General features: G+C 69.9%; 24 protein-coding genes. 3 read left to right on the top strand and 21 right to left on the bottom strand.

Annotated features, from left to right (window positions below; all coding sequences use genetic code 11):
• Nucleotides 1-128: 128 nt before the first annotated feature.
• Nucleotides 129-329 carry a DUF3073 domain-containing protein gene (locus tag BLT28_RS26685; protein ID WP_030427137.1) on the top strand — a complete coding sequence of 67 codons (201 nt, stop codon included), beginning with the start codon at nucleotides 129-131 and terminating at the stop codon, nucleotides 327-329.
• A gap of 80 nt (nucleotides 330-409) precedes the next feature.
• Here BLT28_RS26685 and iolD read toward each other — a convergent pair whose 3' ends face one another.
• The 9 genes from iolD to BLT28_RS26730 are packed head-to-tail and all read right to left on the bottom strand — an operon-like array spanning nucleotide 410 to nucleotide 9,866.
• On the bottom strand, nucleotides 410-2,326 hold the full coding sequence (gene iolD / locus BLT28_RS26690; RefSeq protein WP_030427136.1) for a 3D-(3,5/4)-trihydroxycyclohexane-1,2-dione acylhydrolase (decyclizing): 1,917 nt from the start codon (nucleotides 2,324-2,326) through the stop codon (nucleotides 410-412).
• A gap of 26 nt (nucleotides 2,327-2,352) precedes the next feature.
• On the bottom strand, nucleotides 2,353-3,276 hold the full coding sequence (gene iolB / locus BLT28_RS26695) for a 5-deoxy-glucuronate isomerase (RefSeq protein ID WP_030427135.1): 924 nt from the start codon (nucleotides 3,274-3,276) through the stop codon (nucleotides 2,353-2,355).
• Entirely contained in the window at nucleotides 3,273-4,163 is an 891-nt protein-coding gene (locus BLT28_RS26700) for a Cgl0159 family (beta/alpha)8-fold protein (protein ID WP_030427134.1), read from the bottom strand. Before BLT28_RS26700 ends, iolB begins: the two co-directional genes overlap by 4 nt.
• The gene (iolC, locus tag BLT28_RS26705; protein WP_030427133.1) at nucleotides 4,160-5,095 is read right to left on the bottom strand and encodes a 5-dehydro-2-deoxygluconokinase; all 936 of its coding nucleotides are present in this window, start codon (nucleotides 5,093-5,095) and stop codon (nucleotides 4,160-4,162) included. Before iolC ends, BLT28_RS26700 begins: the two co-directional genes overlap by 4 nt.
• Nucleotides 5,092-5,871 carry an ATP-binding cassette domain-containing protein gene (locus tag BLT28_RS26710; protein WP_030427132.1) on the bottom strand — a complete coding sequence of 260 codons (780 nt, stop codon included), beginning with the start codon at nucleotides 5,869-5,871 and terminating at the stop codon, nucleotides 5,092-5,094. The genes iolC and BLT28_RS26710 overlap by 4 nt, the downstream gene beginning before the upstream one ends.
• Nucleotide 5,872: 1 nt before the next feature.
• Entirely contained in the window at nucleotides 5,873-6,913 is a 1,041-nt protein-coding gene (locus BLT28_RS26715) for an ABC transporter permease (protein ID WP_030427131.1), read from the bottom strand.
• 55 nt (nucleotides 6,914-6,968) lie between these two features.
• The gene (locus BLT28_RS26720; protein ID WP_030427130.1) at nucleotides 6,969-7,961 is read right to left on the bottom strand and encodes a sugar ABC transporter substrate-binding protein; all 993 of its coding nucleotides are present in this window, start codon (nucleotides 7,959-7,961) and stop codon (nucleotides 6,969-6,971) included.
• Between the two features lie 22 nt (nucleotides 7,962-7,983).
• On the bottom strand, nucleotides 7,984-8,856 hold the full coding sequence (locus BLT28_RS26725; protein WP_030427129.1) for a TIM barrel protein: 873 nt from the start codon (nucleotides 8,854-8,856) through the stop codon (nucleotides 7,984-7,986).
• Entirely contained in the window at nucleotides 8,853-9,866 is a 1,014-nt protein-coding gene (locus BLT28_RS26730) for a Gfo/Idh/MocA family protein (RefSeq protein ID WP_030427128.1), read from the bottom strand. The genes BLT28_RS26725 and BLT28_RS26730 overlap by 4 nt, the downstream gene beginning before the upstream one ends.
• Before the next feature lie 140 nt (nucleotides 9,867-10,006).
• Here BLT28_RS26730 and BLT28_RS26735 point away from each other — a divergent pair, with 140 nt between their 5' ends.
• Nucleotides 10,007-11,014, top strand: a complete 1,008-nt coding sequence (locus BLT28_RS26735; protein ID WP_030427127.1) for a LacI family DNA-binding transcriptional regulator — start codon at nucleotides 10,007-10,009, stop codon at nucleotides 11,012-11,014.
• Nucleotides 11,015-11,022: 8 nt separating this feature from the next.
• Nucleotides 11,023-12,513, top strand: coding sequence for a CoA-acylating methylmalonate-semialdehyde dehydrogenase (locus BLT28_RS26740; protein WP_030427126.1), 1,491 nt, complete (start codon nucleotides 11,023-11,025; stop codon nucleotides 12,511-12,513).
• A gap of 58 nt (nucleotides 12,514-12,571) precedes the next feature.
• Here the strand turns inward: BLT28_RS26740 and BLT28_RS26745 are convergent, their stop codons facing one another.
• The 12 genes from BLT28_RS26745 to BLT28_RS26800 all read right to left on the bottom strand — a co-directional run bounded on the left by BLT28_RS26745 (nucleotide 12,572) and on the right by BLT28_RS26800 (nucleotide 24,149).
• On the bottom strand, nucleotides 12,572-13,480 hold the full coding sequence (locus tag BLT28_RS26745) for a glycoside hydrolase family 6 protein (RefSeq protein ID WP_030427125.1): 909 nt from the start codon (nucleotides 13,478-13,480) through the stop codon (nucleotides 12,572-12,574).
• Nucleotides 13,481-13,520: 40 nt separating this feature from the next.
• Entirely contained in the window at nucleotides 13,521-14,447 is a 927-nt protein-coding gene (locus BLT28_RS26750; RefSeq protein WP_081900000.1) for a glycoside hydrolase family 6 protein, read from the bottom strand.
• 57 nt (nucleotides 14,448-14,504) lie between these two features.
• Nucleotides 14,505-15,860, bottom strand: coding sequence for a GH1 family beta-glucosidase (locus tag BLT28_RS26755; RefSeq protein ID WP_231950439.1), 1,356 nt, complete (start codon nucleotides 15,858-15,860; stop codon nucleotides 14,505-14,507).
• A 3-nt stretch (nucleotides 15,861-15,863) separates the two neighbouring features.
• Nucleotides 15,864-16,676 carry a carbohydrate ABC transporter permease gene (locus BLT28_RS26760; RefSeq protein WP_052406847.1) on the bottom strand — a complete coding sequence of 271 codons (813 nt, stop codon included), beginning with the start codon at nucleotides 16,674-16,676 and terminating at the stop codon, nucleotides 15,864-15,866.
• A complete protein-coding gene (locus BLT28_RS26765; protein ID WP_322788460.1) occupies nucleotides 16,676-17,587 on the bottom strand; it encodes a carbohydrate ABC transporter permease in 912 nt (303 codons plus the stop codon). Before BLT28_RS26765 ends, BLT28_RS26760 begins: the two co-directional genes overlap by 1 nt.
• Nucleotides 17,584-18,840: an ABC transporter substrate-binding protein gene (locus BLT28_RS26770; protein ID WP_052406846.1), complete on the bottom strand. Its 1,257-nt coding sequence runs from the start codon at nucleotides 18,838-18,840 to the stop codon at nucleotides 17,584-17,586. The genes BLT28_RS26765 and BLT28_RS26770 overlap by 4 nt, the downstream gene beginning before the upstream one ends.
• Before the next feature lie 120 nt (nucleotides 18,841-18,960).
• Complete coding sequence (locus tag BLT28_RS26775; RefSeq protein ID WP_030427120.1) at nucleotides 18,961-19,959, bottom strand: LacI family DNA-binding transcriptional regulator; 999 nt, start codon at nucleotides 19,957-19,959, stop codon at nucleotides 18,961-18,963.
• A 162-nt stretch (nucleotides 19,960-20,121) separates the two neighbouring features.
• Nucleotides 20,122-20,607 carry a hypothetical protein gene (locus BLT28_RS26780; RefSeq protein WP_030427119.1) on the bottom strand — a complete coding sequence of 162 codons (486 nt, stop codon included), beginning with the start codon at nucleotides 20,605-20,607 and terminating at the stop codon, nucleotides 20,122-20,124.
• Nucleotides 20,604-21,116: a SigE family RNA polymerase sigma factor gene (locus BLT28_RS26785; RefSeq protein WP_030427118.1), complete on the bottom strand. Its 513-nt coding sequence runs from the start codon at nucleotides 21,114-21,116 to the stop codon at nucleotides 20,604-20,606. Before BLT28_RS26785 ends, BLT28_RS26780 begins: the two co-directional genes overlap by 4 nt.
• A gap of 78 nt (nucleotides 21,117-21,194) precedes the next feature.
• Nucleotides 21,195-22,661, bottom strand: a complete 1,467-nt coding sequence (locus tag BLT28_RS26790) for a tripartite tricarboxylate transporter permease (RefSeq protein ID WP_407638828.1) — start codon at nucleotides 22,659-22,661, stop codon at nucleotides 21,195-21,197.
• Nucleotides 22,662-22,671: 10 nt separating this feature from the next.
• Nucleotides 22,672-23,166 carry a tripartite tricarboxylate transporter TctB family protein gene (locus tag BLT28_RS26795; protein WP_030427116.1) on the bottom strand — a complete coding sequence of 165 codons (495 nt, stop codon included), beginning with the start codon at nucleotides 23,164-23,166 and terminating at the stop codon, nucleotides 22,672-22,674.
• Nucleotides 23,163-24,149: a Bug family tripartite tricarboxylate transporter substrate binding protein gene (locus BLT28_RS26800; protein WP_030427115.1), complete on the bottom strand. Its 987-nt coding sequence runs from the start codon at nucleotides 24,147-24,149 to the stop codon at nucleotides 23,163-23,165. The genes BLT28_RS26795 and BLT28_RS26800 overlap by 4 nt, the downstream gene beginning before the upstream one ends.
• Nucleotides 24,150-24,274 lie beyond the last annotated feature (125 nt).

Below are 24,274 nucleotides of genomic sequence, written 5' to 3' on the forward strand. Positions count from 1 at the left end.
CACTGCCCGGACCGCCGTGCCGCGTCGCATTCAGGGGCCTGGGCACGGTACGGTGACTGCCAGGAAACGAGTCGAGACGTGCGGGGCCACCACTGGTCGCCCCCGTCCCTGTATGAGGGGGTCGAGCCATGGGGCGCGGCCGTGCAAAGGCCAAGCAGACGAAGGTGGCCCGGGAGCTCAAGTACAACACCCCTCCCGCCGACTTCGATGCGCTGCAGCGCGAGCTGTCCGGGTCCGGTGACGAGAAGCCTTCTCCGGCGAAGCCCGTCGAGGACGACGAGGACGAGGACCCGTACGAGGACAGGTACGCGGACAAGTACCGCGACTGACCCTCTCCACAACGCACATCAGGGCCGTTCCACCGCATTCGGTGGGACGGCCCTGAGAACGTGCCCGCGGCGGCTGGACCTCAGTTCGCGAGGTAGCGGAGTTGGCGGGTGCGGGCCTCCCGGGCCTCGCGGTGGGCCTCGGTGATCTCGGTGCGGTGGGCGGTTTCGGGGACTCCCACCTCCCACCAGGCTCCGGCCTCGGTCCACGACGACGGGTGGGTGCGCACCAGGACCACGACTGGGCGGCGCTCCTGGCGCGCCTGTTCGCGGGCCGCCGTGTACGCCGGACCGACCTCGTCGAGGGTGTCGGCCTGGATCACCCCGCACCCCAGCGCGGCGGCGTGCGCGGTGAAGTCCACGCGGCGCTTCGTGCTGTCCACGCCTGACCGGCAGTCGGCGAACATGTTGTTGTAGGCCGCGCCGCCCTGGCCCTGCTGGAGGCGGGCGATCACCGCGAAGCCGTCGTTGTCGCAGACCACCGCGACCAGGGGGTGCCCGGCGAACGCGGCGGAGAACAGCTCGGAGTTCATCATCAGGTAGGAGCCGTCGCCGAGCAGTGTCGTGACGACGCCGTCCGGGTGCGTCTCCGCGCGGGCCATCGCCGCGCCCCACGCGCCGGCGAGCTCGTATCCCATGCAGGAGAAGCCGTACTCGACGTCCATCGTCGCGGCGCCCAGCGCGCGCCAGCCGCCGATCAGCTCGCCGGGCAGGCCGCCCGACGCGGTCATCACGTAGTCCTGCGGGTGGGCGTTGTCGTTGACCGCGCCGACCACCTGTGCGTAGGTCGGCAGGCCGTCCTTGGCTTGACGGAGGCCGTCGATGTGCGCGTCCCACTTGCCGCGCTCGTGGGAGGCGGAGACCGTCCACGGGTCGCCGGCCTTCCAGTCGCCGAGCGCGCGGTTCAGCTCGCGCAACCCTTCGGCGGCGTCGGCCACCACGGCGAGCGAGCCGTGCTTGACCGCGTCGAAGCGGGCGGCGTTGATCGAGATGATCTTGGCTTCGGGGTGGAAGACCGTCCACGACGCGGTGGTGAAGTCCTGCAGGCGGGTGCCGACCGCGATCACCACGTCGGCCTTGGCGGCGAGGGTGTTCGCCGAGGACGAGCCGGTGACGCCGAGCGGCCCCGCGTGCAGTCGGTGGTCGTGCGGGACCAGGGTCCGGCCCGCGGTGGTCTCGGTGATCGGGACGCCGTGGGTCTGGGCGAACTCCAGCACCTTGCCGCCCGCGCCGGAGTAACGGACACCGCCGCCGACCACGAGCAACGGGTGCTTCGCGTTCTTGAGGAGTCCGGCGGCGCGCTCGATCGCGCGGGAATCGGGGCGGGGGCGGGTGATGTGGTGCACCACCGGCGCGAACAGCGACTCCGGGAAGTCGAACGCCTCGCCCTGCACGTCCTGCGGCAGCGCGAGGGTCACCGGTCCGCAGTCGGCGGGGTCGGTGAGCACTCGTGCGGCCTGCGGCAGCGCGGCGAGCAGCTGCTCCGGCTTGGTGATCCGGTCGAAGTAGCGGCTCACCGCGCGGAACGCGTCGTTGACGGTGAGCGTGCCGTCGCCGAAGTGCTCGACCTGCTGGAGGACGGGGTCGGGCGCGCGGCTGGCGAAGGTGTCGCCCGGCAGCAGCAACACCGGCAGCCGGTTGGCGTGGGCGACACCCGCCGCGGTGACCATGTTGAGCGCGCCCGGGCCGATGGACGACGTCGCGACCATGACCTGGCGGCGGTGGGTGGCCTTGGCGTAACCGATCGCCGCGAGCGCCATGCCCTGCTCGTTCTGCCCGCGCCAGACCGGGATCTCGTCGCGGTGCTCTTCGAGGGCGTTGCCGATGCCGAGCACGTTGCCGTGGCCGAAGATCGCGAACACGCCGGGGAACAGCGGCGCCTGCGAACCGTCCAGCAGCTCCGTGCGCTGGGCGATCAGCCACCGCACCAGAGCCTGGGCCGTGGTCAGCCGAACCGTACGCACTCCACTACCTCCTGGGTTTTGCACCGAACGAGTCATTCGGCGCGTTGGGAGTCCTCAATGACTCATTCGGTGCGTTTGGGGGTCGCGCTGGTGACGGGGCATCGGGGGTCGGTGGGGGTGGTGGCCCAGGTGTCCCGGATCCAGGTGTGCGCGGGATCGTCGCAGAACGCCATGGACCGCTCCTCCCCCGGGCCGGCGAGGACGTTGAGGTAGTACATCGGGTAGCCGGGCGCCGCGACGCACGGGCCGTGGTAGCCGCGCGGGATGAGGAAGACATCGCCGTCGCGCACGGTCACGTCCTCATCAATGCTCGACCCTGCAAGCAGGTCTTCGGAGGCGATCTTGATATCACCGGTGTAGGTGCGGTGGAAGCCGAAGCCCTCGCGCGACGGTGTGATCCCGTCCCGTGCGGCGATGCGGAAGTAGTAGATCTCCTCGTTGACCACCTCGCACGGCTCGGAGTCGTCGTGCTTGTGCGGCGGGTAGGACGACCAGTTGCCGTCCGGCGTGATCAGCTCGCAGGCGTTGAGCTTGTCCGCGTGGTCCCAGACGCCCGGAGTGCCGAAGTTGGTGACCTGGCGGGTGGCGTTGCCCGCGCCGCGCACCTCGACCGGGACGTCCTCCGCCGGGCCGTAGCGCGGTTCGAGCCGCCGCGTGCACCTGGCCATCGGCAGCGCGATCTCCGCGCCGGCGGACGACGTCAGGGTGACGGAAGCATCCCTCGGCACGTAAGCGAAATCGGTGACGCGGGTGAAGACGGACCCCCGGCCTTCCAGTTCGAAGCGCTGACCGTCGACCTCGACGACGCAGCCACCGGCGAGCGGGAGCACGAACGCCTCGAACTCGCCCGTCTCGATCCGGCGCGGCTCACCCGGCTCCAGCACCAGCACGCGCAGGCCGCAGTAGGTCCAGCCCGCGTCCTCCGGTGTCAGCAGGATCGGGTCGCCACCGGCTGCGAGCGTCCCTTGTGGACGGTGAAGCGTCACGCGGAGATCTCCTCTCTTGCGGAACGGAGAAGTGCCGCGGCGTCGGCGACCGCCGCGGCCACGTCGCCGTCCTTCGGGTAGAGCAGCGTCCGGCCGACCACCAGGCCGCGCACCACCGGATGCCGCAATGTGTTGTTCCACAAGGACATGTCGGCATCCGGACCGCCGAGGACCAGCGAGGGCAACGTGGTCGCGCCGAGCACAGCCTCCGGATCGGCGGGCGCAGGGAGCTTGAGCCACGTGTGCGCCGACGTCCGACCGATACCGGAGGCGATGGTGACCGCCCTGGCCAGCGAGCTTGCGTCGTCTTGAAGACGGAGGAACCCCTGGGCGTCCCGTTCGTAGGGCAACGGTTCGACCATCGCCATGACGCCCGCGGTGGCCAACGCGGACACTGCCTCGGCACACGCGTGTAGCGTCGGCGCCGTTCCGGAATCAGAATTGACCAAGCGCAGCAGCATCTTCCCGCCGTCCAGCCGGTAGTCCACAATGGACTCCGTGGAATAGGCGGTGAAGCGGTCGTCGATCTCCCAGTCGGCTCCGGCCAGGCCACCGCGGTTCATCGAGCCGATCACGACCTTGTCGTGCAGGCCGTGCAACAGCAGCAGTTCCTCGATGACGTCCGGAGTGCCGAGCACACCGTCCACCGCCGGATCGTCCAGCGCGATGAGCAGGCGGTCGAGCAACGAGCGGCGATCGGCCATCGCGGTGGGGTCACCACCCGCGCCGAGAGCTCCGCGCGCCGGGTGATCGGCAGCGACCAGGAACAGCGTGCCGCTCGGCCCGAGCAGCGGTCTGCGCCGACGCGCGGCGTAGGCGGCGGCGATCGCACTGGGCTCGAAAGCCCTGGTGTGCAGCAGTTCCCGCCACTGCGAGTGGGTTATCACGACAGCTCAGCCTCGATCTCCGCGGACGTCGGCATGGCGTCGGCGCACGCCAGCCGCGACGCGACCAGCGCGCCGGCCACGTTGGCGTACTCCGCGATCCGCACCGGGTCCCAGCCTGCCAGCAATCCGTGGGCGAGTGCTCCGCCGAACGCGTCACCGGCGCCGAGCCCGCACACCACCTCCACCGGGTGCGGCGGCACCGTCCACGAACCCTGCTCGGTGGCGACCAGCACGCCCTCGGCGCCCTTCTTCACGATCGCCAGGCGCACACCGCGGTCGAGCAATCGTTTGGCCGCCTCGTCGGGATCGTCCGTGCCCACAGCGATCTCCACCTCGGTCCGGTTGCCCACCGCGACCGTGACGTGGTCGAGCATCCACGAGATCTCCGCGCGGGCGACGTCCTCGGACTCCCAGAACATCGGGCGGTAGTCCAGATCGAGCACGGTGTGGTCGCGGCGACCACGGCGCAGCAGCATCTCCCGTTGAGTGGCCCGCGCGGGCTCCTCGCACACACCGGTGCCGGTGACCCAGAACAGCGGCACGTTCTCGACCTCGTCCCACGGCACGTCCTCCGGGCGCAGCCGGAGATCGGGCGCGGTGGGACGGCGGTAGAACAACAGCGGCGGATCGGCGGGCGGGTTGAGCGCGCAGAACACCACCGGGGTGAGCAGACCCGGTTCCGTGCCGACGTGTTCCGGCGACACACCGAAGCCGCTCAGCGCGTTGCGGACGTAAGGGCCGAAATCATCCTCGCCGACCTTGGTGAACACGGCGGAGCGGCGGCCGAGCCTGGCCGCCGCCACCGCGACGTTGGTCGCCGTCCCGCCGAGGGACTTCGCGAACGTGCTGACCTCGGCGAGCGAGACCCCGCTCTGTTCCGGGTAGAGGTCGACACCCACGCGTCCCACGGTGAGCAGTTCGAGCGTTGTCACTGCTGCACTCCTCGCAGTTCGTGCTCCAGCGCTTCCAACTCCGCGCCGCCCGCCATCTGCCTGGTCAGCTCTTCCAGCGAGATGTCGGCCTTGTCGAAGCAGCCGAGGCTGCGGCCGCGCTTGAGCAGCAGGAAGCGGTCGCCGACCGGATAGGCGTGGTGCGGGTTGTGCGTGATCAGCACGACTCCGAGTCCCCGGTCGCGGGCCTGGGCGACGTAGCGCAGCACGACCCCGGCCTGCTTCACCCCGAGCGCGGCGGTCGGCTCGTCCAGGATGAGCACCTTCGCTCCGAAGTGGACGGCGCGGGCGATCGCCACGCACTGGCGCTCGCCGCCGGAGAGCGTGCCGACCGGCTGCTCGACGTTGCGGAGGTCGATCCCCATCTCCGCCAAGGCTTTCTTGGTGGTCGCACGCGCGGTCCTGCCGTCCAGCCAGGAGAACGGTCCCCAGCCCTTGCGCGGTTCGGAGCCGAGGAAGAAGTTGCGCCACACGCTCATCAGCGGGACCACCGCGAGGTCCTGGAAGACCGTGGCGATGCCCCGGTCCAGCGCCTCGCGCGGGCTGGACAGCCGGACCGGCCTGCCCTCGATCAGGAACTCGCCGGTGTCGTGCTGGTGCGCGCCGGCCAGGATCTTGATCAACGTCGACTTGCCCGCGCCGTTGTCGCCGAGGACGCAGGTCACCTCGCCCGCGTTGACCACGGTGGACACTCCGTTCAGCGCGATCACGCTGCCGAAGCTCTTGCCGACCTCGCGGGTCTCCAGGAGAGAACTCATCTCACTTCCTCACCCGCTCCGCCCTGCGGCGGAAAGCGTTGTTCACCAGGACGGCGGCGAGCAGCATGATGCCGAGGAACAGCTGGAACCAGTCGCTGTCCCACTGCGCGAAGACGATGCCCTGCCGGGCCATGCCGAAGATCAGCGCGCCGATCGCGGCACCGATCGCCGAGCCGAAGCCGCCGGTGAGCAGGCAGCCGCCGATCACCGCGGCGATGATGAACTGGAACTCCAGCCCGATGCCCTGGTTGGCCTGCACCGTGGTGAACCGCAGGATGTTGATCGAGCCGACCAGCCACGCGGCGAACGCCGTCGTCATGAACAGCAGGATCTTGGTGCGCACCACCGGAACGCCGACCGCGCGGGCGCTCGGGGCGGCCCCGCCGACCGCGAAGATCCAGTTGCCGAACCGGGTGCGCATGAGCACCCAGCTGCCGACCGCCGCGGCCAGCACCCACCACACGATGGAGATCGGGAAGGACGTGCCTCCGATGTCCACAGTGGACGCGAACAGGTATCCGGCGGACTCGTAGCCGTCGGCGTTGCGCATGCCGGAGACCTGCACCGTCCCGGTCACGAGCCGGGTGACACCGAGGTTGAGCCCTTGCAGGGCGAGGAAGGTACCGAGGGTGACGATGAAACTCGGCAGGCCGGTCCGCATCACCAGCCAGCCGTTGAGCGCCCCGACCCCGAGCGCGAAGACCAGCGATGCCAGCAGCGCCAGCCAGGTGTTCCAGCCGAGCTGGGTGGCCAGGATCGCCGTCACCAGCGCGGTCGACGCGGTCATCACGCCCGCCGACAGGTCGAACTCGCCGCCGATCATCAGCAGGGCGACCGCGACCGCCATGATGCCCAGCGTCGAGGAGTCGTCCAGCCAGTTCGCCACGCCCATCGGGCTGAGGAACTGGTCGGTGAGCACCGAGAAGAACACGAACACGGCCAGCGCGCCGAGCACCGACCCGAGCTCCGGTCTGCTGACCAGGCGATCCGCCAGGCGAACGCGAGCGACGCGCTCGTCGGTTCCCTGCACCGCCAACGCCATCCCAACTCCTTCGGTGAGATCCGGCGGGCCTGAAGGGGAGGCCCGCCGGAGACGATCAGCGGGTGCCGCGGTCGGCGTTGCGGCCGACAGCGTCCACATTGGACTTCTCGACGAACCCGGGGCCGGTCAGCACCGGGTGGCCACCACCGACGGTGTTGGCGTTGTCCTTGTAGAGCTTGAGGAACACCACCGGCAGGTACCCCTGGAGGTACTGCTGCTGGTCGACGGCGAAGAGCACGTCCCCGTTCTTGATCGCGGCGACCACATCGGAGTTGAGGTCGAAGGTGGCCACCTGCGCCTTGGCCCCCGACTCCTTCGCCGCGTTCACCGCGTTGCCCGCGACCTGCGGGTTCAGCGTGAGCACGGCGTCGATCGACGGGTCCGACTGGAGCGCGCCCTTGAGCCTGGCCTGCGCGTCGGTCGGGTTGCTGATGTCCACCTGGAGCTTCTGCGTGGTGCCGAAGCCACGCTCCGCGCCGTCGCAGCGCTGGCTCAGGCCGACGTTGCCCGCCTCGTGGATCACGCAGAGCAGCTTGCGCTTGCCCGCGTCCTTGAGCTTCTTGCCCGCCTGCTCACCCGCGATGCCCTCGTTCTGGCCGACGTGCATGAGCGCGCCGAACTCGGTGCTGCGCTGCTCACCGGAGTTGATCGTGACCACCGGGATGCCCGCCTGGACGGCCTTGGTGATCGAGTCGCGCAGCGCGTCCGGGTTGGCCATCGACACGACGAGGCCACCGACCTTCTGCGCCACCGCGTTGTCGATGGACTTCGACTGCGCGGCCGGATCGCCGTTGGCCTGGTACTGGACCTCCACGCCCAGTTCCTTGCCCGCGGCCTCGGCCCCGTTCTTGACGACGTTCCAGAACGCGTCGCCCGGCGTGCCGTGCGAGACGACGGCGACCTTCAGCGGGCCACCCGCAGGAGCGGGACCCGTTGCCCCGCCGTTGGTGTTGCCTGAGCCGCCCGTCGGGCCGCTGCACGCCGCGAGCACCAGGCCGGCGGCGGTGAGTCCGACCAACGCGCCGAGGCGGGATCGGTGAGACGTCATTGTCTTCTCCTAGAAAGCGATCTCAGTCGAACTGCTTCCCCAGGTACTGCAGGCTCCGCTCGGTGTCGCGCACCGGCCGCCCCGCCGCTTCGGCGTCCCCCACCTGCAACGCGGTGTCCTGTTCCAGGACCCACCAACCGTCGTAACCGGCGCCGCGCAGGAACGCGACGATGCCGGCGATGTCCACGTCCCCGTCCCCGAGCGGGACGTACATGCCCTGGCCGACCGCCTTGGCGTAACCGAGTTCGCCTGCGCGCACCCGGTCCGCGAGATCGGCCCGGACGTCCTTGAGGTGCATGTGCCCGATGCGGTCGGCGTACCTGCGCGCCAGCTCGACCGGGTCGGTGCCGCCGATGAGCAGGTGCCCGGTGTCCAGGCACAGCTCCAGGTCGGAGTCGGCCAGGAAGCGGTCGACCTCCTCGGCGTTCTCCACGTGCGTGCCGACGTGCGGGTGCAGCACGGTGCGAAGCCCCTGTGCGGCAGCGATGTCGCGGATCTTCGCGGCGGTGCCGACGAGCGTCGCCCACTCCTCGTCGGAGAGCCGGGGGCGGTCGTCGTAGCCGTCGAGGCCGGTCGCCGCGGCGAGGACCAGCACCTCGGCACCGGTCTCGGCGAGCAGCTTCGCCGTCCGCTCCGCCTCGTCCACGGTGGACTGCGCTCCGGTGTGCAGTGGTACCGCGAGGAACCCGCCGATCATGCTGAGGCCGTGACCGCCCAGCAGCTCGCGCAGCTCGGCGGGGTCGGTCGGGAGGTATTCGGGCGGGCCCAGCTCGGTGGCCTGGACGCCGAGGCTCGCCATCTCGCCGAGCACCGTCTTCGCGTCCAGCACGTGGCCCCAGCCGGGCACCTCGCAGACGCCCCAGGAGATCGGGGCCGCGGCGATCTTCGGGCTCATCGGGCGGCCTCCGCCGTCTGGGTGACGCGCACCGGGTTTCCGGTACGGCGCGAGGTGTCACAGGCGAGTGCCAGCTCCAGGCTGGTCAGGCTCTCCCGTGCGGGAGACGGGTTCTCGGCCTCGCCGGAGACCACGTCGACGAACACCGCCATCTCGTTGAGGTAGGCGTCGTGGAAGCGCTCGATGAAGCCGGGGTAGGCGCCGGGGCCGGTCTTGGGGCCGTCGTTCTCCAGCGAGGTCAGCGGGGTGCGGGGGTTGACGCCCACCGTCAAGGAGTCCTTGCTGCCCAGCACCTCGATGCGGTGGTCGTAGCCGAGCGGGTTGTGCCGCCCACCGGCGAGCGTGGCGTGCGCCCCGCCCGCGAAGCGCAGCGTCACCACGGCGTTGTCCACGTCGTCGGCCTGTGCGAAGGCGTCGTGCACGAGCACCGACCCGGCCGCGTAGACCTCCACCACCGGCTCGCCGACCAGCCACGGCACGGCGTCCAGGTCGTGGATCAGCAGGTCGCGGAAGATGCCGCCCGAAGCCGGGAGGTAGCCGAAGTCCGGCGGGTTGGCGTCGTGCCCGATCGCCCGGACGAGGTAGATCGTGCCCACGTCGCCGGCACGGATGCGGCGGTGCAGCTCGACCGTCGCGGGGTCGAACCGCCGCTGGAAGCCGACCAGGACCTCGACCCCGGAGGCCTCCACGTCGTTGACCAGCGCGCGCATCTCGTCGATGTCACTGGCGATCGGCTTCTCGCACAGGGTGGGCACCCGGGCGGCCAACGCCCTGCGCAGCATGTCCGGGTGCGTGTCCGTCGGCGTCGCCAGCAGGACCCCGTCCGAGGCGGACAGCAGCGAGTCGAGGTCGTCCACGTGCCGCACGGCGCCACCGAGCGCGGCGGCGGCCTGCTCGGCACGCCCAGGGACCGGGTCGAAGAGCACGACCTCGTCGATCCGGCCAAGTGAGGCGAGGTTGGCGGCGTGCATGGTGCCGATCCGCCCGACACCCGCAACTCCGATGCGCATTCGCTCTCCGTCCAGGTCAGGGGACTCGCGCTATTAGAGCGCTCTATTGGTTGGAGCGCTCTAATGCTGTAGCGTTCCGCACGACAGTGTCAAGGCTCACAACCCTGGTCGTTATCGCAGGACCGGTCAAGGAGGACGCTGTGGCCCGTCCGACGATGGAGGACGTCGCGCGCGTCGCGAACGTGTCACGAGCACTGGTTTCGCTGGTCATGCGGGGTTCGCCGAAGGTCAGCGCGCAGCGCCGCGCGGCCGTGCTCGACGCGGCGGAGAAGCTGGGCTACTCACCGCACGTGATGGCCCGGGCCCTGGCCAGTCGCACGTCCACCGTGCTCGGCGTGATGCTCTCCGACCTGCACAACCCGTTCTTCGCCGAGGTCGCGGAGGGCCTCGACTCGGCGGCGCGGGCCGAGGGCTTCGAACTGATCATCAACTCCGGTGGGCGCAGCCCGGCCCGCGAGCGGCGCGCGCTGAACAGCCTGCTGTCCTTCCGGCCCGCCGGACTCGCCCTGCTCGGCCCGGTCGTGCCGTCCTCCGCGATCGAGTCGGCCGCCGAGGAAGCCCCGGTCGTACTGGTGTCCCGGTCGTCCCGGTTGTCCACTGTGGACACGGTGAACGATGACGGCGAGGCCGGTTCGCGGATTGCTGTCGATCACCTGGTCTCTCTGGGGCACAGGCGAATCGCGCACCTAGACGGTGGAGGCGGCTCGCAGTCCGCGCTCCGGCGACGCGGCTACCAGGTCGCGATGCGCGAGCACGGGCTGGAGCCGGAGGTGATCCGCAGCGAGTACACCGACGCCGCGGGAGCCAAGGCGATCAAGGAGATGCTGGCGGCGCGGAACACCGTTCCCCCGCCCACGGCCGTCGTCGCCGCCAACGACTACAACGCGGTCGGCGCGATCTCAGCGCTGGAGGAGGCGGGGCTGCGGGTGCCGCAGGACGTCTCGGTCATCGGCTACGACAACACCTCGCTCGCGTCGATGCGCCACGTCTCCCTGACCACGATCGACCAGCCGCGCAGCGAGATGGGGCGGCTCGCCGCCGAAGCGCTGCTCCAGCGGGTGCGCGAGGGCAGGACCGACCCGGTCCGCAAGCTCCTGCACCCCAAGCTGGTCACCCGTTCCACCACATGTGCCCCACCGTCCCACTAGGAGGAAGTGTGACCGGCTTAGTCCCGCACTGGATCGACGGAGCGCGCACCACGGGCTCCTCCACGCGGCGGGCCAGCGTGTTCCAACCGGCGAGCGGAGAGGTCGCGCGCGAGGTCGTCCTCGCCGAGCAGTCCGATGTGGACAGTGCGGTGGCGTCCGCGGTGAAGGCCGCGCAGGACTGGGCCGAGTCCTCGCTGTCCACCCGCGCGAGGGTGATGTTCGAGTTCCGCCAGCTGGTCCAGGCCCACCGCGACGAGCTGGCCGAGATCATCACCGCCGAGCACGGCAAGGTGCTCTCCGATGCCGCCGGCGAGGTGCAGCGCGGCCTCGAAGTGGTGGAGTTCGCCTGCGGTATCCCGCACCTGCTCAAGGGTGAGCACTCCGAGCAGGTCTCGCGCGGCGTCGACGCCTACTCCGTGCGCCAGCCGCTCGGCGTCGTCGCGGGCATCACTCCGTTCAACTTCCCCGCGATGGTGCCGATGTGGATGTTCCCGTTGGCCATCGCGTGCGGGAACGCCTTCGTCCTCAAGCCCTCCGAGCGCGATCCGTCCACCGCCGTCCGCCTCGCCGAGCTGTTCCAGGAGGCGGGTCTGCCCGATGGCGTGCTGAACGTGCTGCAGGGCGATGCTCTCGCGGTCAACGCTCTGCTCGACCACCCTGATGTCGCGGCCGCGTCCTTCGTCGGCTCCACGCCGATCGCGCGGCACGTGTACGCACGGGGAACCGCCGCGGGCAAGCGGATCCAGGCGTTGGGCGGCGCGAAGAACCACATGGTGGTGCTGCCCGACGCGGACATCGACGGTGCGGCCGACGCCGCTGTCTCGGCGGGCTTCGGCTCGGCGGGCGAGCGGTGCATGGCGATCTCCGTCGTGGTCGCGGTCGGTGATGTCGCGGACTCGCTGATCCCGGCGATCACCTCGCGGATGGCGTCCCTGGTGACCGGCCCCGGCACCGACCCGGCCTCGCAGATGGGGCCGCTCGTGACCGATGTGCACCGCGACCGCGTCAAGTCCTATGTGGACGCCGGAGTCGCGTCCGGTGCCGCGCTCGTCGTCGACGGACGGGACTGCGCCCCGGCCGGGCACGAAGGCGGTTTCTGGCTGGCACCAACGCTTTTCGACTACGTGACGCCGGAGATGTCGATCTACCAGGACGAGATCTTCGGGCCGGTGCTGTGTGTGGTGCGCGTACCCACGCTGGACGCCGCGGTGCAGCTGGTGAACGCCAACCCCTACGGCAACGGCACGGCGATCTTCACCGGCGACGGCCTCGCGGCGCGCGAGTACCAACGACGGGTGCACGTGGGGATGATCGGCGTGAACGTGCCGATCCCGGTACCGATGGCGTACTACTCGTTCGGCGGGTGGAAGGACTCGCTGTTCGGTGACACGCACGTGCACGGGGCCGACGGCGTGCGCTTCTACACCCGTGCGAAGGCGATCACCCAACGTTGGCCGAAGCACCACGGCGTGAACCTCGGCTTCCCCACGCACTCCTAGTTTCTCCTGTCCGTGCTCATAGCGGGAGGAGAGTCCCGCTATGAGCACGCCGGGCAGGTCAGGTGCCGTTGATGAGGCGGAGGGCGAGGTCCGGGGAGAAGGTGCCAGCGGGGACGGTGGGCGCGATGCCGCACTTGCCGTCGGAGTTGCCGGGGACCTTCACCCACAGGAGCATGTCCGCGCCGCCACCCGTGCGCGGCGGCTCACCGATCTTGCGGCCCGCGGGGTTGCACCACTGGCCGTTGGAGCCGTTGCCGTTGCGGCTCACGTCGACAACGAAGGTCTTGGTGTGCCCCAGCTTCGTCAGCTCCGCGCGGAGGGTGTCGCCGTAGGTCACCGACCTGGTCGTCGGGTAGTAGTTCGACACGTTGAGCGCGAACCCGCGGACGTTGGCGATGCCCACCTCGTTCAACCGGCTCGCCATCTTCGGCGCCGCGATCCAGTTGGCGTGACCGGCGTCGAGGTAGACAGATGCCTTGGGAGCCTTGGCTTTCAGCTGTTCGGTGAAGTACTTCAGCAGCTCGATCCGGGTCTGCTTCTGCGGTGCGGTGAGGCAGTCCAGCTGCGCCACCGCGTCCGGTTCGACGACCACGACGGCGGGGCGGTCGCCGATGCCCGCCGCGAACTGCGAACTCCACGCCCGGTACTCGGCGGGTGTGGCGGCACCACCGCCGGAGTGGCTGCCGCAGTCACGGCCGGGGATGTTGTAGGCCACCATGACCGGCAGCCGGTTGGCCGCCGCGGCCGTGCCCACGTGGGCGGCGACCGAACCGACGTTCTTGCCGCCGATCCACTTCGCCGTCGGCTTGGTGGCGATCTCGGTGTTGATCCGGTCCCGGCGGGGGTCGTCCGGGTGCTCGCGAACCCACGTCGCCGGGGTGGAGTTCGGGTCGACGTAGAACTGCGCCGGGGCGGCGTCCGGGACGAGGACGCCGCCCAGCACGGCCGCGACTACCAATGTGATCATGTGACCGCCTTCGCTGATTCCAGTGCAGGGTGGTGGAAAGTCAGCTACCGGTGATCAACCGCATGGCGATCTCCGGGGTGAACCTGCCGGCGGGGGTGGTGGGCGCGATACCGCATTCGCCGTCGGAGTCGCCGGGGACCTTGACCCACAGCAGCATCTCCGCGGGCGCGGCGCCGAGCCGGGGAGCCTCGCCGAGCTTGCGGCCCGCGGGGTTGCACCACTGGCCGTTGGAACCGTTGCCGTTGCGGCTCACGTCGATCACGAAGCTCTTCTTCTGACCGAGGTGTGCGACGACGTCACCACCGTAGCGGGCGGACTCAGCGGTGGTGCGGTAGTTGGAGACGTTGACCGCGAAGCCCCGCGTGTCGCCGATACCGGCGGAGATGAGGCGCCTGGCCATCTCCGGCGCCGGGATCCACGAGGAGTTGCCGCCGTCGAGGTAGGTGAAAGCGTTGGGCGCCTTGGTCTTCAGCTCCGAGGCGATGTGCTTGAGCAGGTCGAGCCGCACCTGCTTCTGCGGATCGGCGAGGCAGTCGAGCTGGGCCACCGCGTCGGGCTCGATCACCACGACCGCGGGGAGGGTGCCGATCGCGGAGGCGAAAGCGGAGCTCCACGTGCGGTACGCCGCGGGGCTGCCCGCGCCACCACCCGAATGGCTGCCGCAGTCACGGCCGGGGATGTTGTAGGCCACCAGCACGGGCAGCCGCTTCGCCGCGAGCGCGGCGCGGACGTAGGCGGAGACGTCCGCGCGGATGTCGGCGTTCCAGTTGCCGAACCACTTCGCCATCGGCTTGTCGGCGATGGCGCTCTTGATCTGCACGGCTCGCGGATCACCGCCGTTGGCCTCGACCCACTTCGCCGGATTCGAGGTGGGGTCGACGTAAAAGGCGTCGGCGTTCGCCGCGGCCGGAACAGCCCCCAGCGCCATTCCGACCGCCGCGAGCGCAGTGGCGATCATCCTTTTCATGCCACTCATGGTCTCTGCCCGCTTGAGCCCGAGGAAAGACCACATCGAACCTTTTCGCTATCCCAGGCCGTGATCGGCGATAACTCGCGCATACCAGTGCGCACTGTCCTTCGGAGTTCTCCGTTGTGTCGCATAATCGACGTGAACGATTCCGAAGCGCTTCGCGTATCCCTCGGCCCACTCGAAGTTGTCCAGCAGCGACCAGCAAAAATAGCCGCGCACGTCCGCTCCCTCGCTGATCGCCGCGTGCACCGCCCGCAAATGCGCGGCCAAGAATTCGACCCTATCCGAATCGTGAACCTGGCCATCGACCACTTCGTCCGCGTATGCTGCGCCGTTCTCCGTGATGTAGACCGGAAGATCCGGCCGCTGCCGGTGCAGGCTCAGCAAAAGATCGGTCAGCCCCTCCGGCACCACCTCCCATCCCATATCGGTGAGCGGCCGCCCACGCGCGGGAAAGCGCGCCGTCTCCGCGCCGATCCATTCGGTCGGCCCGGTGACGGGCACGCCGGAGTCGATCACCTGGAGGTCGCGGTAGTAGTTCACGCCGAGGAAGTCCACCGTGCGGCTGATCGTGGCGACGTCACCGTCGAGCACGTAGTCGGTGAAGCCGTGCGGCGCGAGGTCGGCGAGCACGTCCTCCGGGTACCGCCCGTGCAGCACGGGGTCGAGGAAGATCCGGTTCTGCAGGCCGTCGACGCGGCGGGCGACCTCGGCGTCCTGCGGCTGCACCGCGACCACCGGGAACAGGTTGAGGGTGATTCCCGCCTGGGCCTGCGCCGCCGAACCGCGGATCACGTCCACGGCGAGGCCGTGCGCGAGCATCAGGTGGTGGACCGCGGCGAGGGCGGCGCGCGGCGACGTGCGTCCCGGCGCGTGCCTGCCCACGGCGTAGCCGAGGAACGCCGAGCACCACGGCTCGTTCAACGTGATCCAGTGGTGCACGCGGTCGCCGAGGCGGTCCAGCACCGACGCGGCGTAGTCGGCGAACCGGAACGCGGTGTCCCGATCAGCCCATCCGCCCTCGGCTTCGAGCGCCTGCGGCAGGTCCCAGTGGTACAGCGTGATCCACGGCGTGATCCCGTTGTCCAGCAGGCAGTCCACCAGGCGCTCGTAGAAGTCGAGGCCCTTCGGGTTCTCCGCGCCACCGTCCGGGCGGACCCGCGGCCAGGCCGTGGAGAAGCGGTAGGCGTTGAGCCCCAGGGACTTCATCAGCTCGACGTCGGAGCGGTAGCGGCGGTAGTGGTCGGCGCCGGGCTCGCCGCTGTCGCCGTTGACCACCGCCCCCGGCACCCGGCACAACGCGTCCCAGATCGAGTCGGTCCGGCCGTCCGCCGTGGTCGAACCCTCGACCTGGAAGGACGCCGTCGCCGCTCCCCAGTGGAACCCCGGGGGGAAGGACAGTACGGACACGGTTCACCCCTTCACTGCACCCTGCATGATCCCGGCGACGATCTGCCTGCCGAGCACGACGAAAACGATCAGGATCGGGACGGTGGCGAGCGTCGTGCCCGCGAGCACCAGCGAGTAGTCGACGTAGTAGCCGCTCTGCAGCTTCTCCAGCGCCACCTGCACGGTCGGGTTCTCCGCGTTGAGCACGATCAGCGGCCAGAGGAAGTCGTTCCACGAGGTCATGAACGTGAACATGCCGAGGAAGGCCGCTGCAGGGCGGACCGCCGGCAGGCACACGTGCCAGAAGACGCGGATCATGCTGCACCCGTCCATCCGCGCCGCCTCGACCAGCTCGAACGGCAGAGCGTCCACTGTGTACTGACGCATCCAGAACACGCCGAGCGCGGTCACCAGGTTCGGCACGATGACCGCCTGCAACCCGTTGGCCCAGCCGAACTCCGCCATCGCCAGGTACAGCGGGATCACCCCGAGCTGCGTCGGGACCGCGAGGGTGGCGACGACGAACACGAACAACGGGTCGCGGCCGCGGAAGCGCAGCTTGGCGAAGGCGAACCCGGCGAGGCTGGAGAACAGCACCGTGGTCAGCGTGACCGTTCCCGCGACGATCACGCTGTTGCCCAGGGCTTTCCAGAACGGCACGGTGTCGAACACCCGCTGCGCGTTGGCGAGGAAGTTCCCGCCAGGCAGCAGCGAGGGAGCCGTCTCGGTGAGCATCGAGCTGTCCCGGCTGGCGACCAGGAACGACCAGTAGAACGGGAAGGCCGAGCCCAGCACGAAGGCGGTCAGCATGCCGTAGACCCACACGCGGCGCCGCATCAGCGCACCCCGGATCCGGCCGCGAGCCTGCGGGTGATCAGGAAGTTCACCGTCGCGATCGCGATGACCACCAGGAACAGCACCCAGGCGATGGCCGACGCGTAGCCGAGGTGACCGCCCTCGAACGCCGACTGGTACATGTAGAGGGTGATCGTCTGGAACTGGTTGGACGATCCGCCGTTGTTGGAGCCGGGCATCGCGTCGAAGAGCTTCGGCTCGGTGAAGATCTGCAACCCGCCGATGGTCGACGTGATCACCACGAAGACCAGTGTCGGTCGCAGCAACGGCAGCGTCACGCTGACGAAGCGCCGCACCGGTCCCGCACCGTCCACTGTGGCCGCTTCGTGGATCTCCCTGGGAATGGCCTGCATGGCGGCGAGCACGATCAGCGCGTTGTAGCCGGTCCACCGCCAGTTCACCATCACCGCGATCGCCACGTGGCTGGCGAAGCGGTCGGCCTGCCAGTCGACGCGGTCCAGGCCGACGAGTTCGAGCAGGCTGTTCACCAGCCCGTAGTTGGGGCCGAACAGGTTGGCGAAGATGATGCCCAGCGCGACGAGGCTCGCCACGTAGGGCAGGAGCACCCCGACCCGCCACGCGGTCGGCGCGCGCAGCTTGGAGTTGAGCAGTGCCGCCAGCAGCACCGCGATCACGATCTGCGGTCCGCTGGAGAGCACGAAGATGCTCAGCGTGTTGGTCAGCGTCGTCCAGAACTGGCCGTCGGAGAACAGCGCGAGGTAGTTGTCCACGCCGACGAACGCCGGGTCCCCACCGAGCAGGTCCCAGTCGAACATGGACACGTAAGCCGTGTACAGCAAGGGAAACAGGCCGACGAGTCCGAAGACGACGAAGAACGGCGCGATGTAGAGGTACGGCGAGTACTTGACGTCCCACCGCGACAGGCGGCTCACTTGGCGAGCTTCTTCGCGCTGTCGACGAAGCGCTGCCAGCCCTCCTGCGCCGACGCACCCTGCTCCACCGTCTGCAACGCCGGGGTGGAGGCGTTCTCCTGGATCTTGCCGTCGCCGGGCCCCTTGTACTGGGCCTTGCCGACCTTGCGCGCCTGCGTCGCGAACAGCTCGCCGCTGCGCACCCCGCCGAAGTAGGCGTCGGTCCAGCCCAGCAGCTCCTGCGCGGTCAAAGCCTTGACCTGACTGGGGAAAGTGCCCGCCTTGAGGAACGCCTTCACCTGCTGCTCCGGTGCGGTGAGCCACGCGGCCAGCTCGGCGGCCTCCTTCGGGTGCTTGCTCTGCTTCGGCACGGTGAGGAAGGAGCCGCCCCAGTTGCCGCCGCCACCGGGGAAGGCGTCGGTGACCGCCCACTTGCCCGCGTTGTCGGGTCCGGCCTGCTCCTTGATCACACCGAGCATCCAGGCCGGGCAGGTCTTGGTGGCGAAGGCACCGGACTTGAAGCCGGAGTTCCACTCGTTGCTGAACGCCACGAGCTTCGCCGACTGGCCGCGCGCGGCCGCAGCGGTGACCTGGTCCCAGTTCTGCCTGATCGCGGTGTTCTGCTCGACGGTGAGCCGGTCCTGCCGGTCGAAGTAACCGGTGTCGAGCTGGTTGTGCATGGCGTTGAAGATCTGCGCGGCCGAGTCGAACCACGCCTTCCCGCCCGACTTCGCCACGAACCGGTCCCCGGCGGCGAAGAAGCTCTGCCAGCTGGCGAACAACGGTTTCACCGCCTCCGGTTCGGAGGGCAGCCCGGCCGCGGCGAAGAGGTCCTTGCGGTAGCACATCGCGAGCGGGCCGATATCGGTCCCGTAGCCGATCAGGCTGCCGTCCTTGGCCTTCGCCTGCTGGTACTTCCAGTCCAGCCACCGGTCGGCGGTCGCGGGGCCGATCTGCTCCAGGTTGTGGAACAGCGCGGGCCTGGCGAGCACGTCGGCCAGGTAGCCCTCCTCCACCGCCTGAACGTCGGCCAGCCCGGAACCCGCGCCGAGCTTGGTGAACAGGGCCTGGTGGTACGGCCCGCCCTGGCCGGTCTTGTTGTGCACGATCTTGATGTTCGGGTGGGCCGCCTCGTACTCGGTGAGCAGCTGCTCGTAGCCGAACTCGGTGAACGTCCCGATGGTGAGTTCGATCCGGCCGTCCGCGGGGCCGCCGCAGGCGACCGTGGCGCCGAGCACCGCGATGGCCGCCAGGAGGGTGGGTCGCTGTCGCACAGTGCACCTCGCTCTGGGAAATCCTGGGAGCGCTCCCAGGTGTTCCTGAGTGTGACCAGAGCGTTGGTGCAGGGTCAAGAACAGGTTTCCCATCCGTTACCAGATGGGAGCGCTCCCAGATCAGGAGGACTGTCGCGCGATCACGCTCGTCGGCAGCGTGACGGCCCGCTCACCGGGGTTGCCCGCGATCGCGTCGAGCAGCATCCCGACCATCCGGCGGCCCTGCTCGTCGATGGGCTGGCGGACCGTGGTCAGCGGCGGATCGGCCAGCCCTGCCTGCTCGACATCGTCGAAGCCGACAACGGCCACGTCCTCGGGAACGCGGCGGCCATTGGCGCGCAAGGCTTCCAGGGCTCCGAGCGCCATCAGGTCGGAGGAGACGAACACCGCGTCCAGCTCCGGCTCCCACGCCAGCAGCTGGCGCATGGCCTGCTCCCCGCTGCGCACGCTGAAGTCGCCATAGGCGATCACCGGGCGGCTGTTGGGGTCGAGCGCGTCGCGGTAGCCGCTCTGCCGGTCGATGGAGACGGCCATGTCCTGCGGGCCCGCGATCATCGCGATGCGCTCGCGGCCGCGCTCCCGCAGGTGCTCGACGGCCAGTCGTGCCCCGCCGACGTTGTCCGCGTCCACCCACATCGTGTCCTCGGCGACGCGCAGCGGCCTGCCGCCGTAGACCACCGGCACGGTGAGACCGCCGAGCATGCCCGCGCCGTGCGTCGAGGTCAGCAGCACCCCGTCCACGTGCCCGGCGCGGAGGAACCGGTCCAGCCGCGCCTGCTCGCGCTGCGACCGCGCCATGATCACCACCAGTTGGACGTCGGTCCGGTCCAGCTCGTCGGCGATCGCGTGGATCAGCGCGGACAGGTAGGGATCGGTGAAGACCGTGGTGTCCGGCTCCTGGACCACCAGCGCGACGGCGCCCGTGCGACGGGTGACCAGCGAGCGGGCCGCCTGGTTGGGCACGTAGCCGGTCTGCGCGATGGCCCGCTCGACGGCTTCCCTGATGTCCTGGCGCACGTGCGGGAGGTTGTTGATCACCCGCGACACGGTCGACTTGGACACCCCCGCGACCGCTGCCACGGTCTCCAGCGTGGGGTTCTTCGCGGAAACCTCGGCCACGAACCTCTCCCGGACGTCGATCGAACCTGCACGGCCAGTGTGCACCTCCCCCGGCCGAAACGGCGAAACGCCGGAGCACGTGGTGTGCTCCGGCGTCTCGGACCACGCCGACGACGCGTGGCATTCGCCCTCAATGACTCATTCGGTGCGTAACGCCGTGGGTCAGCGCGTGGGGGGTGGGGTGTCCGTGGCGGGGCGCGACGTCGTGGGGAGCGACGTGGTGGGCACCGGGCGCGACGTGGTCGGCTCGGGCCTGCCGGGGCTCGTCGTCGTCTGGGTGGACGTGACCGGGCTGGTCGGGCGCGTGGTCGCGCTCGGGGTGACCGGGATCGTGGGACGACTCGTCCCGGTCGGGCTGACCGTGATGGTCGACGTCGGCGGTGCGCTGGTCGTCGGCACGCCGCCCGCGGGCGGGACCTCGGACGCGCTGAACGGCGATGCCAGCGCGGCCCCGCCGATGCCGATGACGACGACGCCCGCCGCGATACCGCCCGCGGCCCACGCGCGGCCGCGGGCGACGCTGCGCTTGGCGGCAGCGAGAACGGACGTGGGGTGGAAGTTCATCGTGGGTTCCTCTCCGAGCGCGCGACCCAGGAGTGCCCGGGCCTCGGCGAACTCGTCCATGTCGGTCAGCTCCTCGTGGCTCACCGCTGTACCTCCAGAACCGCGTAGTCCCGCTGATCGGCAAGCACTCTGCGCAATGCGGCCAGGCCCTTGGACGCCTGGCTCTTGACGGTTCCCTGGGTGCAGCCGAGCAGGTTCGCGACCTCCTCGACGGACTGGTCCTCCCAGAACCGCAGCACGACGACGGCCCGCTGCCTGGCTGGCAGCTGGGCGAGGGCCCTCCGCAGATCGAGGGCCTCCTCACTGCTCACCGCGGGAACGGCCACCTCCGGCAGTTCGGCGGACGCGCGCTCCCGCCGACGCCAGAACCGTCGCGACTCGTCGATCGTGGTCCGCACAAGCACCTGGCGCGCGTAGGCATCCACCGATCCGTTCTTGTGGATCTTGTGCCACGACTTGAACAGCTTGATCAGAGCTGCCTGCACCAGGTCCTCCGCGCGATGCCAGTCACCGCACAGCAGGAACGCGGTCCGCCGCAGAGCGGCGCCACGGGCTTGGACGAACTCGACGAACTCGGCGTCGCGATCGATCACTGGGCCTCCAAACGGTCTCGCCCCTCCGTTACGAGGCGGGACGCGTCAGGGGTTGCCCGGTTCGGGAAGTGACCGCCGTCACGTGCGCAGCCTGCGCAGCAGCGGCCAGCACAGGATCACCGCGATGATCCCGTAGACGACCACCGAGAAGGTGGTGTTGACCAGGCCGGAGAGGTGGCCGTCGCTGATCTGCAGCGCCCGCCGCATCTGCTGTTCGGCGTTGGGGCCGAGGATCACCCCGAGCACGGCGGGCAGCACCGGGAGCCCGAACCGCCGCATCATGAACCCGAGCAGCCCGATGACGAACAGGATCACCAGGTCCAGCACCTCGCCGCCGACCGCGTACGCGCCGACGCCGGCGAAGAACAGGATGCCCGCGTAGAGGTAGGGCCGGGGCAGCCGCAGCAGCTTCGCCCAGACCGGCGCGAGCGGCAGGTTGAGCACGAGCAGCAGCACGGTGCCGATGAACATGCTCGCGATCAGCGCCCACACCAGGGCGGATTCCCGTTGGAACAGCAGCGGTCCCGGCTGGATGCCGAACTGCTGGAACGCGACGAGCATGACCGCGGCGACGGCCGTGGTCGGCAGGCCGAGGGTGAGCATCGAGACCATCGTGCCCGCGGCCGACGCGCTCGCGGTGGCCTCCGGACCGGCGACGCCCTCGATCGCGCCCTTGCCCCATTCGTCCTTGTGCTTGGACAGCTTGCGTTCGGTCACGTAGGACAGGAACGTCGGGATCTCGGCTCCACCGGCGGGAATCGCGCCGAACGGGAAGCCGATCAGCGGCCCGCGCAACCACGGCTTCCAGGACCGCCGCAGGTCCTCGCGGCCGAGCCAGGGACGACCGACCGGGATCGGCTCGGCCATCTTCCGGCGCAGGTGGGCGGCCACCCACAGGGACTCGCCGATCGCGAACAGGCCGACCGCGACCACCACGACGTCGATGCCGTCGGCGAGCTGGAGCGACCCGAAGGTCAGCCGCTGCTGGCCGGTCATCTCGTCCAGCCCGACGAGCCCGATCGCCAGCCCGATCAGCAGCGACGCGAAGCCGCGGACCCGGGACCCGCCGAGCACCGAGGTCACCGCGATGAACGCCAGCAGCATGATCGCGAAGTAGTCCGGGGCGCCGATGTCCACCGCGACCGAGGCGACGAACGGCGCCAGCAGCACGAGCAGGATGGTGCCGATGAGCCCGCCGACGAAGTGCCCGATGGCGGCCGTGGCCAGGGCCTGTGCGCCCCTTCCCCTGCGCGCCATGGGATTTCCCTCGATCGCGGTGACCACCGCCGCGGTCTCGCCCGGGGTGTTCAACAGGATCGACGTGGTGGAGCCGCCGAACATGCCGCCGTAGTAGATCCCGGCGAACATGATGAACGAGCCGGTCGGGTCGAGGCCGTAGGTCACCGGCAGCAGCAGCGCCACCGCCATCGCGGGCCCGATCCCCGGCAGGACGCCGATCGCGGTGCCGAGCAGCACGCCGATCACCGCGTACAGCAGGTTGATCGGGGTCAGCGCGGTCCCGAAACCGTTGAGCAGCTGGGTCACCGTGTCCAACTCAGAGCACCCCCATCAGCGGGCCACCGGGCAGGTGCACTCCCAGCAGGTTGTTGAAGACCAGGTAGGTGACGATCGAAAGCCCTGCCGCCACAAGGGGATCGCGCACGTGGTTGCGGCTGCCGAGCGCGTAGGCCGAGCCCCAGAACAGCACCGTGCCGGACAACGGGAAACCGACGAGGTTGATCAGCACGATGTTGGCCAGGAACGCCGCGGCCAGCAGCAGGACCGTGCGCCAGTCGGCCGGGGCGTCCAGGTCGACGTCCTCACCCGCCTCGGCCTCGCCCTTGCCCCCGCGCAGCACGTCCCGCGCCAGCAGCACCGCGACGAGCACCAGCAGCCCGCCGACCAGGACCGGAGCCGCCTTCGGCCCGACCGGCCCGCGCTGGGTGAAGTCGGTGGGGATGCTGATCGCGTCGACCAGCACCAGACCGCCCAGCAGCAACAGGAAGACGCACACCCACAGCTCTGAGTGCTGCCTCAGCTTCTCGGTCATGCCAGCCCCAGTTCCTTGAGCACGGTGGCGACACGGGCGTTCTCGGCGGTGAGGAACTCGCCGAACTTCTCGGCGGGGGCGTAAGCGTCGGTCCAACCGTTGCGCGCCACCGCGTCCCGCCACTGCCGCGTGTCGTGCAGCTGGCGGAACAGCTCGACCAGCGCGACCCTCTCCTTCTCCGAGATCCCCGGCGGGGCGACGATCCCGCGCCAGTTGGTGAACTTCACGTCGATCCCGGCCTCGGTCAGCGTGGGCGCGTCCACCCCGGGGATCCGGTTCGGCCCGGTCACCGCGAGCACGCGCAGCGACCCCGCCTTGATCTGGTCGGCGTACTCACCGACCCCGGACACCCCGAAGGAGATCTTGCGCCCGAGGACCGCGGCGAGCAGTTCTCCGCCACCGTCGAACTGCACGTAGGTCACGGTCCTCGGGGCAAGTCCGACCGCCTTCGCCATGAGCATGGGCGCGAGGTGGTCGGGGCCTCCTGGCGACGAGCCGCCGCCGACCGGGACGGCACCGGGATCGGCCTTCCAGTCCGCGATGAGCTGCCCGATGTTCTGGTACGGGGAATCCTTGCCCACCACCACGATGTCCGGCTCCTCGGTGAGCTTCGCGATGGGAGTGGTGTCCTGGAGGGACGATCGGGACTTGTTGGTGTAGACGCTGCCGACGACGCCGAGGCCCATCGACATCACCAGCTTGCCGTTGCCGCGCTCGTTGACGATCCGGCCCAGCCCCACGGTCCCGCCCGCCCCGGGGAGGTTGAAGACCTCGGCGTTGCGGATCAGCCCCGCGTCCTCCATCGCCTTGGCCGCCGTGCGCGCGGTGGTGTCGTAGCCACCGCCGGGCGCGTTGGGCACCAGCACCCGGACGCCGCGCAGCTGGGCCCCAGCGTCGGCGTCCAGCCCGGAGGTGACCAGCGGCGGCACCAGCAGCGCGGCCGCCACCGCCCCCGCCGCGGCCAGCCAGTTGCGGACCCGCACTGTGATCCCCGCCTCTCCGTTGAGTTCCGAGGTACGTCATCGTGCGGCCATCCGCCCGAGACGTCGCGCTTGCGTGCGCAGCGATCGTTGTGGTCGTTGTGTTCACGGACCCGGACAGCTCACCC

The sequence above is a fragment of the Allokutzneria albata genome (genome assembly GCF_900103775.1).
Lineage (GTDB): Bacteria > Actinomycetota > Actinomycetes > Mycobacteriales > Pseudonocardiaceae > Allokutzneria > Allokutzneria albata.